Origin of the sequence: Paraburkholderia franconis, assembly GCF_009362735.1 — a bacterium.
In the GTDB taxonomy this organism is placed as follows: Bacteria; Pseudomonadota; Gammaproteobacteria; order Burkholderiales; family Burkholderiaceae; genus Paraburkholderia; species Paraburkholderia franconis.
The window spans coordinates 12,940-26,150 of record NZ_WHNP01000058.1; the positions used below are offsets into that span (position 1 = coordinate 12,940).

General features: G+C 64.8%; 10 protein-coding genes and 3 pseudogenes. 11 read left to right on the forward strand and 2 right to left on the reverse strand.

From position 1 onward, the window contains the following. The first annotated feature begins 20 nt into the window (after positions 1 to 20). Genes GCT13_RS36135 through GCT13_RS36150 form a run of 4 tightly spaced genes read left to right on the forward strand, consistent with a single transcriptional unit; the run spans position 21 to position 5,048 of the window. Entirely contained in the window at positions 21 to 1,517 is a 1,497-nt protein-coding gene (locus tag GCT13_RS36135; protein WP_152766570.1) for an ABC transporter substrate-binding protein, read from the forward strand. Between the two features lie 5 nt (positions 1,518 to 1,522). Next, complete coding sequence (locus GCT13_RS36140; protein WP_152766572.1) at positions 1,523 to 2,467, forward strand: ABC transporter permease; 945 nt, start codon at positions 1,523 to 1,525, stop codon at positions 2,465 to 2,467. After that, positions 2,467 to 3,351, forward strand: a complete 885-nt coding sequence (locus GCT13_RS36145) for an ABC transporter permease (protein ID WP_152766573.1) — start codon at positions 2,467 to 2,469, stop codon at positions 3,349 to 3,351. The genes GCT13_RS36140 and GCT13_RS36145 overlap by 1 nt, the downstream gene beginning before the upstream one ends. A gap of 59 nt (positions 3,352 to 3,410) precedes the next feature. Next, positions 3,411 to 5,048 (forward strand): gamma-glutamyltransferase family protein, encoded by a 1,638-nt coding sequence (locus tag GCT13_RS36150; protein ID WP_152766575.1) that lies wholly within the window; start codon positions 3,411 to 3,413, stop codon positions 5,046 to 5,048. A 45-nt stretch (positions 5,049 to 5,093) separates the two neighbouring features. Here GCT13_RS36150 and GCT13_RS36155 read toward each other — a convergent pair whose 3' ends face one another. Beyond that, positions 5,094 to 6,116 carry a sulfonate ABC transporter substrate-binding protein gene (locus GCT13_RS36155; RefSeq protein WP_152766577.1) on the reverse strand — a complete coding sequence of 341 codons (1,023 nt, stop codon included), beginning with the start codon at positions 6,114 to 6,116 and terminating at the stop codon, positions 5,094 to 5,096. A 301-nt stretch (positions 6,117 to 6,417) separates the two neighbouring features. On the opposite strand from GCT13_RS36155, the gene GCT13_RS36160 reads away from it, so the two are divergent. The 3 genes and pseudogenes from GCT13_RS36160 to GCT13_RS49845 all read left to right on the forward strand — a co-directional run. Next, entirely contained in the window at positions 6,418 to 7,947 is a 1,530-nt protein-coding gene (locus GCT13_RS36160; protein ID WP_152766579.1) for an MFS transporter, read from the forward strand. Between the two features lie 156 nt (positions 7,948 to 8,103). Beyond that, a complete protein-coding gene (locus GCT13_RS36165; RefSeq protein ID WP_152766581.1) occupies positions 8,104 to 8,364 on the forward strand; it encodes a hypothetical protein in 261 nt (86 codons plus the stop codon). A gap of 42 nt (positions 8,365 to 8,406) precedes the next feature. Next, a pseudogene (locus tag GCT13_RS49845) lies at positions 8,407 to 8,547 on the forward strand (c-type cytochrome); the annotation flags it as partial. 11 nt (positions 8,548 to 8,558) lie between these two features. On the opposite strand, the pseudogene GCT13_RS36175 reads toward GCT13_RS49845, so the two are convergent. Continuing rightward, positions 8,559 to 8,960, reverse strand: a pseudogene (locus tag GCT13_RS36175) (LLM class flavin-dependent oxidoreductase); the annotation flags it as partial. Between GCT13_RS36175 and GCT13_RS36180 the strand changes: the two are divergent. The 4 genes and pseudogenes from GCT13_RS36180 to GCT13_RS36195 form a co-directional block, all read left to right on the forward strand. Beyond that, positions 8,940 to 9,110, forward strand: a pseudogene (locus tag GCT13_RS36180) (TauD/TfdA family dioxygenase); the annotation flags it as partial. The pseudogenes GCT13_RS36175 and GCT13_RS36180 overlap by 21 nt on opposite strands. 172 nt (positions 9,111 to 9,282) lie before the next feature. Continuing rightward, positions 9,283 to 10,533 (forward strand): SfnB family sulfur acquisition oxidoreductase, encoded by a 1,251-nt coding sequence (locus GCT13_RS36185; RefSeq protein WP_152766583.1) that lies wholly within the window; start codon positions 9,283 to 9,285, stop codon positions 10,531 to 10,533. A 3-nt stretch (positions 10,534 to 10,536) separates the two neighbouring features. After that, positions 10,537 to 11,799: an SfnB family sulfur acquisition oxidoreductase gene (locus tag GCT13_RS36190; RefSeq protein ID WP_152766585.1), complete on the forward strand. Its 1,263-nt coding sequence runs from the start codon at positions 10,537 to 10,539 to the stop codon at positions 11,797 to 11,799. Next, complete coding sequence (locus tag GCT13_RS36195; RefSeq protein ID WP_152766588.1) at positions 11,799 to 13,193, forward strand: LLM class flavin-dependent oxidoreductase; 1,395 nt, start codon at positions 11,799 to 11,801, stop codon at positions 13,191 to 13,193. The genes GCT13_RS36190 and GCT13_RS36195 overlap by 1 nt, the downstream gene beginning before the upstream one ends. The last annotated feature ends 18 nt before the right edge of the window (positions 13,194 to 13,211 follow it).

Here is a 13,211-nt window from a genome sequence, read left to right on the forward strand (position 1 = left end):
CCGCAACAAGGACATAACGCATGCGAAGAATGTTGATTGCCGCCGCGCTCGCATTGAGCGCATCCGCCGCGATGGCCCAGACCGCCATCCGCATCGGCTTGCAGGACGATATCGGTTCGCTCGACCCCGCGCGCAGCGTGCAGTTCGTCGACCGGATCGTGTTCGCGTCGATGTGCAATTCGCTCGTCGATGTCGGGCCTGACCTGAAAATCGTGCCGATGCTCGCAACTTCGTGGACCACGAGCGCCGACGGCAAATCGCTGACGTTCAAGCTGCGCCAGGGCGTGAAGTTCCAGGACGACGAACCGTTGAACGCGGCCGCCGTGAAGGCGAACCTCGACCGCTATCGCACCCTGCCGACCAGCAACCGCAAGAGCGAGCTTTCGTCGGTCGATCATGTCGACGTCATCGACGACAGCACCGTGAAGATCGTGCTCAAGCAGCCGGACGCCGCGCTGCTCGCCACGCTCTCCGACCGCGCCGGCATGATGCTCGCGCCGAAGACGCTCTCCGATGCGGCGGGCGTCGCGTCGCATCCCGTGTGCTCGGGTCCGTACAAGTTCGTGCAGCGCGTGCAGAACGATCGCGTCGTGCTCGAGAAATTCGCGGGCTATTGGGACGCGGACAAGTATCCGATCCAGCGCGTCGTGTTCCAGCCGATCCCCGACAGCACCGTGCGTCTCGCGAACCTGCGTTCGGGCTCGCTCGACATGCTCGAACGCCTCGCGCCTTCCGATGTCGCGTCGGTGAAGAGCGACGCGAATCTGCAGTTCAAGCCGGTGACGGGCCTGGGCTTTTACTATGTGACGTTCAACATCAACAACGGACCGCGCGGCAACAGCCCGTTGAAGGACAAGCGCGTGCGCCAGGCGTTCGAGCTGTCGATCGATCGCGATGCGATCGATCAGGTGATCGGCGCGGGCATCTTCACGCCGGCCAACCAGGGCATTCCGAAATCGAGCCCGTACTACAACGCGTCGCTGCCGACGACGAAGCGTGACGTCGCGAAAGCGAAGGCCTTGCTGAAAGCGTCGGGCCACGAGCATCCGACGATCGAGTTCGCGTATCCGAACAACACGGTCGCCAGCCAGATCACGCAGATGTTGCAGGCGATGCTCGGCGAAGCGGGCATCACGCTGAAACTGCGCCCGAGCGATTACGCAACCGAGCTGAACGCGGGACACAGCGGCGATTTCGAAGCGATGTACACGGGCTGGTCGGGCCGCGTCGATCCCGATGGCAACCTGCATCAGTTCAACACGTGCTCGGGCAACCTGAACTACGCGCACTACTGCAACCAGCAGGTCGATTCGCTGCTCGACGGCGCGCGCACGAAGCTCACCGCAGCCGAGCGCAAGGCGGACTACGACGCGGCCGGCAAGATCCTCGCCGACGACGATCCCATCGTCTACATCTACGCGCAGCCGTGGCCGTTCGTGCTGTCGAAGAAGGTGCAGGGCTTCACGCCTTCCGCCGACGGCCTCGTTCGCCTGCGCGGCGTTTCGATGAGGGGCTGAGCGCCATGCTGCGGATCATCGCCAATCGGATGCTCGTGGCCGTGCCGACGCTGATCCTGGTGTCGATGCTGATCTTCGGCCTGCAGAAGCTGTTGCCGGGCGACCCCGTCATGGCGATGGCGGGCGAGGATCAGGACCCGCAACTCATCGCGACGCTGCGCGTGAAGTATCACCTCGATCAGCCCGTGCCAACGCAGTACGCGCTATGGATGCGCGACGTCGCGCACGGCGACCTGGGCGCGTCGCTGCGCACGGACGTGCCTGTGCGCTCGCTGATCGCGCAGAAGCTGCCCGTCACGATACAGCTCGCGATCATGGCGATGATCCTCGCAATCGGCATCGGCATACCGGCGGGCGTGATCTCGGCGGCGAGCCGGGGCGGACCGCTCGACTACGCCGCGAACATCTTCGCGCTGTCCGGCATGTCGATACCGAACTTCTGGCTCGGCATCATGCTGATCTTCATCGTATCGGTGCGTTGGCATCTGTTGCCGTCGTCGGGCTACGTGTCGCCGGGCGAGGACTTCTGGCTCAGCATCAAGACGATGCTGATGCCCGCGTTCGTGCTCGGCGCCGCGCTCGGCGCGCAACTGATGCGCCACACGCGCAGCGCGATGCTCGGCGTGCTGCGCACCGACTACATCCGCACCGCGCGTGCGAAGGGCCTGCTGCGCGGCGCCGTCGTCGTCAAGCACGCGTTTCGCAACGCGCTGATTCCGATCGTCACCGTGCTCGCGCTGCTGTTCGGCGAGCTGCTTGCGGGCGCCGTGCTGACCGAGCAGGTCTTCACGATTCCAGGCTTCGGCAAGCTCGTCGTCGATGCCGTGTTCAACCGCGACTATCCCGTCGTGCAAGGCGTCGTGCTCGTGACGGCGCTCGCGTTCATCGTCGTCAATCTGTGCGCCGACGTGCTCTACATCCTGCTCAACCCCCGACTGAGGCGCAGTTGATGGCTACTCCTCTCGATGCCCAATCCGTATCGTCGGCTGCATCGTTGCCGCGCCGCAAGCGTCGCGGACTCGTGCGCTTCATGCGCAACCGTGCCGCCGTATTCGGCGCGCTGCTGGTCGCGCTCGTCGTCGTGATGGCCGTGTTCGCGCCGTGGCTCACGCAGTACGACCCGGTGCAGGCGAGCTTCATGACCGTGCGCCAGGCGCCATCGGCGGCTCACTGGTTCGGCACCGACGAACTCGGCCGCGACGTGCTGAGCCGTCTGCTGTACGGTGCGCGCGCGTCGCTGCTCGCGGGCGTCGTATCCGTCGGCATTGCCGTCGTGCTCGGCGTGCCGCTCGGGTTGCTCGCCGGCTATTTCGGCAAGCTCGTCGATGGCGTGATCTCGCGCGTCGCCGATGCGCTGCTGTCTATCCCTTTCCTGATTCTCGCGATTGCGCTTTCCGCGTTCCTCGGGCCGAGCCTGACGAACGCGATGGCCGCGATCGGCATTTCGGCGATGCCGCGGTTCATCCGTCTCACGCGCGGACAGGCGATCAGCGTGAAGGCCGAAGAGTATGTCGAAGGCGCGCGCGCGATCGGCCTCGATCATCCGCGCATTATCCTGCGGTACATTCTGCCCAACGTGCTGCCGCCCATCATCGTGCAGGCGAGCCTCACGGTGGCGAGCGCGATCATCGCCGAAGCAAGCCTGTCGTTCCTCGGGCTCGGACAATTGCCGCCCGCGCCGTCGTGGGGATCGATGCTCAACACCGCGAAGGACTTCGTGAGCCAGGCGCCGTGGATGTCGATCTTTCCCGGCATCGCGATCTTTCTCGCCGTGCTCGGCTTCAATCTGCTCGGCGACGGTCTGCGCGACGCGCTCGATCCGCGCGAATCCTGATTTCTTTCCGTGGCCCTGTCGTTTTCGATATGGCCGTGGTCAACCTCTAGAGTGACGACATGACGAGTTTCAACTGGCAGAACCCTTATCCGACGACGCGCATGCCTGTGTTCGCGCGCAATATCGTCTCGACTTCGCAGCCGCTCGCCGCGCAGGCCGGTCTGCGGATGCTGTGGAAAGGCGGCAATGCCGTCGATGCCTCGATCGCGGCGGCCGCTGCGATCACGGTCGTCGAGCCGGTGTCGAACGGCCTGGGCAGCGATGCGTTCGCGCTCGTGTGGGACGGCAAGAAGCTGCACGGGCTGAATGCATCGGGCGTCGCGCCCGCCGCATGGAACGTCGATTACTTCAAGCGCAAGTACGGCGAGAACAACGGCCTCGCCGCTCAGCCCGTGCGCGGCTGGGACACGGTGACGGTGCCGGGCGTGATCGCGGGCTGGGAAGCGTTGCACAAGAAGTTCGGCTCGTTGCCGTTCGCGGACCTGATGGAGCCCGCGATCGAGATCGCCGAGCGCGGTCATGCGGTGGCGGGCATCGTCGCGCGCAAGTGGGCGGCCGCCGTGCCGGAGCTTAAGAACCAGCCGGGTTTCGCCGATACGTTCATGCCGCGCGGCCGCGCGCCCGAAATGAGCGAACTGGTGAAGATGCCGGGACACGCGAAGACGCTGCGCGTGCTCGCCGAACAGGGCCCGCGCGCGTACTACGAAGGCGAGATTGCCGAGCGCATCGCGGCGTTCTCGCGCGAATGCGGCGGCGCGATGACGCTCGACGATCTGCGCAACTATCAGCCCGACTGGGTCGAGCCGATCGGCAAGCAGTATCGCGGCTACACGGTGCACGAGATTCCGCCGAACGGGCAGGGCATCGCCGCGCTGATCGCGCTCGGCATTCTCGAGCAGTTCGATATGGGTTCGATGAAAGTAGACGGCATCGAATCGCAGCACTTGCAGATCGAGGCGATGAAGCTCGCGTTCGCCGATGTCTATCGCTACGTCGCCGATCCGCGTTCGATGGAAGTGACGCCCGCGCAAATGCTCGACGACGCGTACCTAAAATCGCGCGCGAAGCTGATCGACCCGAAGCGCGCGACGCATTTCGGCTTCGGCATGCCGAAGTCGGGCGGCACGATCTACATGTCGGCGGCCGACGAGCGCGGCATGATGGTCAGCTTCATCCAGTCGAACTACATGGGCTTCGGCTCGGGCGTCGTGGTGCCGGACAGCGGCATCTCTTTGCAGAACCGCGGCTACGGATTCTCGATGGACCCGAAATCGCCGAATGTCGTCGAAGGCGGCAAGCGGCCTTTCCACACGATCATTCCCGCGTTCCTCACGCAGCAGGTGGATGGCCGGCAGGAAGCCGTGATGAGCTTCGGCGTGATGGGCGGCGACATGCAGCCGCAAGGCCATCTGCAAACGGTCGTGCGCATGCTCGACTACGGTCAGCAGCCGCAGGCCGCTTGCGACGCGCCGCGCTGGAAGGTCAACCGCGACTTCACGATCGACGTCGAATCGACGCTCGATCGCAACACGACGCGCGCGCTCGAAGGGCTCGGCCACACGATCAAGTCGATCGACGATCCTTATATGGATTTCGGCTCGGGCCAGTTCATCTGGAAGCTCGACCGCAACGAGCCCGAGCGCGGCTATGTGGCCGCGAGCGACAGCCGCCGCGATGGTCTCGCTGCGGGCTTCTGAGCGGACCGCAATATCGATTCGCCCGCGCGTTGGAACCGGCTGCGTTCAGCCGGTTTTCCAGCGCGCGTCCGCGACGGTCAGCTGCCCGGGAATCAGCTTGAGCGTGCTGAACGTATCGGCGATCTGCTGCTGATACGCGAGCGTCGCATCCGTGATCGGCTGAACGCCGTAGCCGGTGCGTTTGAGCGCGACTTCGAGCGTCGCCGTATCGAGCCCCACGAGCGGCGACAGCAGCGCGGCCACTTCGGGAATGTTGTCGTGCGCCCAGCCGTCGACGCCGTTCACTTCTTCCAGCAGCGTGTGCAGCGCTTGCGGCTGCGCTGCGGCGAATTTGCGGGCCGCGACGTAGTACTGCGTATTGCGCACGAGGCCATCGCCGTTCGCGAGAGTGCGAGCATTCCCCTGGCGTTCGATCGCCGCAAGATACGGGTCCCAGATCACCCACGCATCCACGCTGCCCTGCACGAAGGCCGCGCGCGCATCGGCGGGCGTCAGATAGACGGGCTGGATGTCGGTGTAGGCGAGCCCCGCTTTTTGCAGCGCCTTCACGAGCAGGAAGTGGACATTCGAGCCCTTGTTGAGCGCGACCTTCTTGCCGCGTAGCTGCGCGACCGAGCGGATCGGCGAATCGTGCGGGACGACGATCGCTTCGCCCTGCGGCGCGGACGGCTCGCTGCCGATGTACACGAAGTCGACGCCGCCCGCTTGCGCGAAGATTGGCGGCGTCTCGCCGACGGTGCCGACATCGACGGCGCCCGCATTCAGTCCTTCCAGCAATTGCGGTCCAGCGGGGAATTCGAGCCATTGGACGGTTACGCCCTGGCTTGCAAGCCGCTTTTCGAGCGTGCCGCGCGCCTTCAGCACCACGAAGTTGCCGTACTTCTGATAACCGATTCGCAGCCGGTTGCTCGTGCCTTGCGCATGCGCAGCGCCGCTCGCGAACGGTCCGAACGGTCCGAGCATGCCGCCGAGCGTGGCGCCCGTCAGGCCGGCGGCGGCGCGCTGCAAGAGGCGGCGCCTGCGCAGATCGGCGGGTTGGGTATCGATGGGTGTTTCGTGTTTGCGCATCTGTCGCTGATGTCTGTTATGTCTGTCAGGAATGCCGCTTGCCGGACTGCGCGGCGCAGTCAGCAGGAGCCGTTCACGCCGCAATCGCGCGCGTCAGACCCACGACGTTAAGTCGGCGCACGCGCGAATCCAACCAATGTTTGCGCATATCGAAAGCAGCGAATCGACGATAGCGCTCGCGTGACGATGGCCGTGGACATCGCATGAGACGCGCCATTTGCATATATCGAATCGTCGTTTGGAAGACGCGTGACGCGTCGCTAGCATGCAGGGACTTTTGACTCCATGTTCGATCGCCAAAATGTCTACCGTCGCTATTCCGTCCACTTCCGTCGATGCCTCGGCCGGACACGCCGAGGCCGCCGTTCCCGTCATCATCCGCAGCGCGCAGGACGTCTCGCGCATCGTCAACGCGGGTGCCGCGAAGGGCAGCAACGCACGCATCGTGATTGCGATTGCACTCGGCGGCGTCTTTCTCGACGCCTATGACCTGACCTCCCTCGCCTACGGCATCAAGGACATCGCGAGACAGTTCGCGCTGACGCCCGTGCAGGTGGGTTTCGTTTCTTCCGCGATCACGTTCGGCGCGATTCTCGGCGCGCTGTTCGGCGGCTATCTGACGGATCGGATCGGCCGCTATCGCGTGTTCATGGCCGACATGCTGTTCTTCGTCGTCGCGGCGATCGCGGCAGGTCTTGCGCCCAACGCATGGGTGCTCGGCGCAGCGCGCTTTCTGATGGGATTCGGCGTCGGCCTCGACTTGCCCGTTGCAATGGCCTTTCTCGCCGAATTCTCGCGCGTGGCGGGCAAAGGCAACAAGGCTGCGAGCGTCGCGGCATGGTGCCCCGCGTGGTACGCGGCAACCAGCACCTGCTACCTGCTGATTCTCGGCTTGTACGCGATCCTGCCCGAACAGCACCTGGGCTGGCTGTGGCGGCTGACGCTCGCGTTCGGCGCCGTGCCCGCGCTCGCGATCATTCTGGTGCGCGGCCGCTATATCAGCGAGTCGCCCGTGTGGGCCGCGAATCAGGGCGATCTCGAAGGGGCGGCGCGCATTCTGAAGCGCTCATATGGCGTCGATGCGGTCGTCGAGCGCAGCGTAGCGACCGTAACGTCTGCGATCTCCGCGAGCGAACCGCGCCGTGCTTCGTGGCGCAACTATGGCGTGCTCTTCAACAGCACGTATCGCAGGCGCACCATTCTCGCGGCCGTGATCGGCAGCGCGTCGTCGTTCGGCTACAACGCGATCATCTTCGGCCTGCCCGTCATCATCACGAGCTTTTTCGCGCAGGGCCCGCTGACGACGATCGTCGCATCGCTCACGCTGAATCTGCTGTTCGCATTCGTGGGCGGACTGATCGGCGTGCGGACCGCGCCGACAGTCGGCGCCTGGAAGATGACCGTGCTCGGCCACGCGCTGCAATTCGTCTCGCTGATCGGACTCGCGCTGATCGGGCGGCCGAGCGGCGGCGCGCTGGTCGCGGCGGCAATCCTGCTGCTCGGTGGCTACCTGTTCGGGCAAGGCTTCGGCCCCGGCTCGCATTCGATGACCTATGCGTCGCTCAGCTACCCGACATCGTTGCGCGGCATCGGTGTCGGGTTCAATCAGACACTCGTGCGCACGGCATCGACGATCTCGCTGTTTCTCTTCCCGGTGCTGGCGGGCGCGCTCGGCACGAAAGTGTTCTGGGTCATCGCGATCGCGCCGCTCACGTCACTGCTGGTGCTGCTCGCGATCCGCTGGGAGCCGTCGGGTTACGACATCGACGGCGAAGACTATCGGGCGGTCGAGGCTGCTCCAGCGCACGCCGCCGCTTGCGGTTGCCGATAGTCGCGATACCACGACACCACGACACCACGACACGCGCGGCATGCGTTCGACGCGGTGCATCCGCGCGCATTGCAAAGCATTGCACAAATGCTTGTTTGCACATGGACGCGCCACTGACTAGATTCAATGATGAGGCCACAAGCAGGAGGGCACATCATGTCGATGAACCTCGCAGCGTTTTACCGTCATGCCGTTTTCGAGCCGTTGGAAGCCGCGCGGCATCGGCTGCATGCGAGGCCGCGACGCGTCGCGGCCCGCCAGAAAGAGACGCACGATAAAGACATGCACGACAGGCTCTCGCCACGCGACGACGCCGAGCGCCTCGAACGTATCGCCGCTTATGCACGTGCTGGCTACTTCAACATGGGATACACGCTCGACATGTTTTACATGATCGGCGAAATCGAACCCGAGTGACGGATCATGAGCGAAGTCGTCATCGAACAGCCGGCCGTCGTCGAAGTCTATGCGGCGAATCCGTGGATACTGAATCGCAACGGCATCGTGCCCGACGATGCGCGCCTCGACGCGCATTCACTCGCTTTGATCCGCATGCCCAATCGGGACGGGTTCGTTCGCGATCCGCGTCCCGGGCGACTCCAGGTGCGTGAAGAAGCAAAGAACCGGTTTTCCGGACGCGGCAAGCCAAGATGTTCGCGCAACGTCGTGCCTTCGTACGCACGGCGGAAAATCCCGCGCAGTTGCAGTTCGGGCACGACCTTGTCGGCGAAATCGTCGAGCCCGCCGGGCAGATACGGGAACATCACGTTGAAGCCATCCGAGCCGCGTTCGATCAACCACTGCTCCATCTGATCGGCGATCGTCGCCGGCGTGTCGACCATTTCCAGACCCGAGTAGCCGCCGATGCGCTGCGCGAGTTGTCGAATGCTCAGCTGTTCGGCGCGCGGCCAGTCGACGACGCGTTGCCGCGCGCTCTTGCTCGCGTTGCTCTCCGGAATGTCGGGCAGCGGGCCATCGGGATCGTACGTCGACACGTCATGTCCGAGCGCGATCAGCGCATCACGCCCGAAGAACACATCGCATTCAGCGGCCACTTCGGGCCACCGCAGATTCACGTGCTGCATCAGTTCGCGCTGGCCGGTCATCCCGAAGTGCTGTTCGTGTCGAACATCGTCGAGAACGGCAAGCCGATCGGGCCCGGCCGCTGCAAAGCAAATTCGCGAACGCGGATAAGCATTCCTGAAATTGCTGGTAGGCGGTAACGCAAGGCGCTGGTTCAATGGATGTCTGGACCCGCTGTGCGGCTCTTCATCTGCGATGTGGCAGGAGCGTGGGCACGCATGACGGGCACTCTAGTCGCTCAATCAGAACGCCATGCCAGATATCGAAAGCCCTCCAAACGGCGACCGCATTGCGCGGCCGCTCGATCCTGACGAAGTACACCGCATCGCCGACGACGCAGAAGCACTCGCCGCTGCACATAAGCTCGCTTCAACGTTTGCAGAGGGAGCCGCGCGGCGCGACCGCGATCGCGTGCTTCCGTGGGACGAACTGGACCTGTGGTCGAAAAGCGGACTCGGCGCGATCACCGTGCCGCGCGAATATGGGGGCGCCGACGTGTCATATGCGACGCTCGCCGAAGTATTCGTGATCCTCTGCGAAGCGGACCCGGCGCTCGGGCAGATTCCGCAGAATCACTTCGGCGTGCTGGGTCTGCTGCGCGAAGCCGGCTCGCCCGAGCAGAAGGCGCGCTTCTACGGCGAAGTGCTGGGCGGCCTGCGGCTCGGCAACGCGGGCCCGGAGCGCCGCTCGTCGGCGGCGAATACCATCTTGCAGGGCACGACGCGTTTGCAAAAAACGCCGAACGGATTGCGTCTTGTCGGCCGCCGCTTTTATTCGACAGGTGCGCTCTTCGCGCATCGCGTGCCGGCGCGCGCAACGGACGACGAAGGGCGCCCCGTGCAGGTCTGGGTTCCGCGTAACGCACCGGGCCTCACAGTCGTCGATGACTGGACCTCGTTTGGTCAGCGTACGACCGCGAGCGGCACCGTGCTCTTCGACAACGTGCCCGTCGATCCCGACGATGTGCTGCCCGTCTGGCAATTGGCGAATCGCCCCGGTCTGTATGGCCCGACGTCGCAACTGATCCAGGCGGCCATCGATCAGGGCATCGCGCAGGCGGCTGTAGCCGACGCGCTCGCGTTCGTGCGCGAGCGTTCGCGGCCGTGGATCGATTCAGGCGTCGAGCGCGCCAGTGACGACCCGTACATCATCGCCGACGTGGGGCGCCTCGAAATCGATCTGCATGCCGCGCACGAGGTATTGCTGGAAGCAGGCCGCACGCTCGATGAGGTCGCCGCCGCGCCGCTCGACGACGAAGCGAGCGCGCGGGCGTCGGTGGCCGTCGCGGAAGCGAAGGTGCTGACGACGCGCATCGCACTCGAAGCCAGCGAAAAGCTCTTCGAGCTGGCGGGCTCGTCGGCGACGCGCGCCGCGCACAATCTCGACCGGCACTGGCGCAATGCGCGCACGCACACGCTGCATGACCCCGTGCGCTGGAAGCTGCATCTGCTCGGCAACTATCACTTGAATCACGTGCTGCCTGCGCGGCATTCATGGAACTGAACGATGACAATCGACCTCTCATCTGCGCAGGACGCGTACGTCGAATCGCGACTGCCACTTTTGCAGCACAAGCCTTCGCGCGTGCCCGATTCGATCATCGACGATGCGCACGCGCTCGACGTCGCGCGGCGGCTCGCTGGCGAGTTCGCGCGCGATGCGGCGCTGCGCGACCGCGAGCGGCGCTTGCCGTGGTCGGAACTCGATGCATTCGTCGCGAGCGGCCTGTGGACGATCACCGTGCCGCGCGCTCATGGCGGCGCCGGTGTGAATACGGGCACGCTCGCTGAAGTGATCGCGGCCATTTCGGCTGCGGACGGATCGCTCGGCCAGATTCCACAGAACCACTTCTATGCGCTTGAAGTGCTGCGTGTCGGCGGCAGCACCGAACAGCAGCGCTTCTTCTACGACCGTGTGCTTGCCGGCGAACGCTTCGGCAATGCGCTCGCCGAAATTGGCCACAAGGATTTCAAGCGTCGCACGCGGCTGACGCGTGAGCGCGATGGCTGGCATATCGACGGCCGCAAGTTCTACTGCACGGGTGCGTTGTACGCGCACTGGATTCCTACGCTCGTCGTCTCGGAGGAAGAGGGCGCCGACGTGACGCGGCTCGCGTTCGTGCCGCGCGATGCAGAAGGCGTGACCGTGACGGACGACTGGGACGGCTTCGGCCAGCGCGTGACGGGCAGCGGTTCCGTCACGTTCGAACATGTGCGCGTCGAGCCCGAATGGGTCGTGCCGTTTCAATCGTCGCTCGAGCGGCCCACGACGATCGGTCCCGTTGCGCAGATCATGCACGCCGCAATCGATCTCGGCCAGGCGCGCGGGGCGTTTGCCGCCGCGCTCGACTTCGTGCGCGAGCAATCGCGGCCGTGGATCGACGCGAATGTGGCGCGCGCAACCGACGATCCGCTGACCATCGCGCAGTTCGCCGACATCGCCGTGCGGCTGCGAGCGGCAGAAGCGCTGCTGAGACGCGCGGGCCGTATCGTCGATGCGGCCCAGGCCGCGCCCGACGAGCAGTCGGTGGCGCAAGCGTCGATTGCCGTCGCCGAGGCGCGGGCCGCGACGACCACGGTTTCGCTCGATGCGGGCTCGCGGCTCTTCGAGCTGGCGGGCACGGCCGCGACGCTCGACGATCTCGGCCTCGACCGCTTCTGGCGCAATGCGCGCACGCACACGCTGCATGATCCCGTGCGCTGGAAATACAACGCGATCGGCAACTTCTATTTGAACGGCAAGCTGCCGCCGCGACACGGAGCGTTGTGATGGCGAAAAAAGAAATCCTGCTCAACGCGTTCAACATGAACTGCGTCGGGCACATCAATCATGGCTTGTGGACGCATCCGCGCGACCGCTCATCCGATTACCGCTTGCTGTCGTACTGGACGGACCTCGCGCGCGTGCTCGAACGAGGCCTGTTCGACGGGCTCTTTCTTGCGGATATCGTCGGCGTGTACGACGTGTACAGGCGCAACGTCGATGTCACGCTCAAGGAGTCGATCCAGTTGCCCGTCAACGATCCGACGCTGCTCGTTCCGGCGATGGCCGCCGTTACGCAGCATCTGTCGTTCGGCGTGACGGTGAATCTCACGTATGAGGAGCCGTATCTGCTCGCACGGCGCTTTTCGACGCTCGATCATCTGACACAAGGGCGGATCGGATGGAACATCGTCACGGGCTATCTCGACAGCGCCGCGCGTGCGATGGGGCGTGCCGCGCAACTGCCGCACGACGAACGCTACGATCGCGCGGACGAGTGTCTCGACGTGCTCTACAAGCTGTGGGAAGGCAGCTGGGAAGACGATGCCGTGCTTCGCGACAAGGCCGCGCGCGTTTATGCGCGGCCTGACAAGGTGCATCGCGTGCGGCATGCGGGGCGGTACTACAACGTCGAAGGCTATCACCTCGCGGAACCGTCGCCGCAACGCACGCCTGTGCTGTTTCAGGCGGGTAGCTCCGGACGTGGACAGCGCTTCGCCGCGCGTCACGCTGAATGCGTTTTCATATCGCCGCCGAATCGCGAGGTGGGGCGTGCAACGGTGCGCGCATTACGCGAGGAGCTGGTGAAAGCGGGGCGTCGTCCGGACGACGTGAAGGTATTCGTCGGAGCCGCCGTCGTGCCGGGCGCAACGCACGCCGAAGCACATGACAAGCACGCAGATTATCTGCACTACGCGAGCCGCGAGGCGGGTCTTGCGCACTTCGCCGCGAGCACCGGGATCGACTATGCGCAGTACGATCTCGACGAGCCGATCGACTACGCGCCCGGCAACGCGATCGAATCGGCGGCTCGCACGGCGAAAGCGCACGGCTGGACGCGTCGCAAGCTGCTCGATATGTTCGCGCTGGGCGGGCGCTATCCGGCGATCGTCGGCACGCCCGCGCAGATCGCCGACGAACTCCAGCAATGGGCCGACGAAGCGGACGTCGACGGTTTCAATCTCAGCCGTACCGTCGTGCCCGAAAGCTACGCCGATTTCGTCGATCTCGTCGTTCCCGAGTTGCAGGATCGCGGCATCTACAAGACGGCTTATGCGGACGGCTCGTTGCGTCACAAGCTATTCAACGCAGGCGACAGATTGCCTGAGCGGCATGCGGGTGCTGCGTATCGGCAGCAGTCTGCGCTCGACCGCGTTGCAGAAGCGCCGAGCGTCGCCTGAGCAACGAAGTACCTGAAA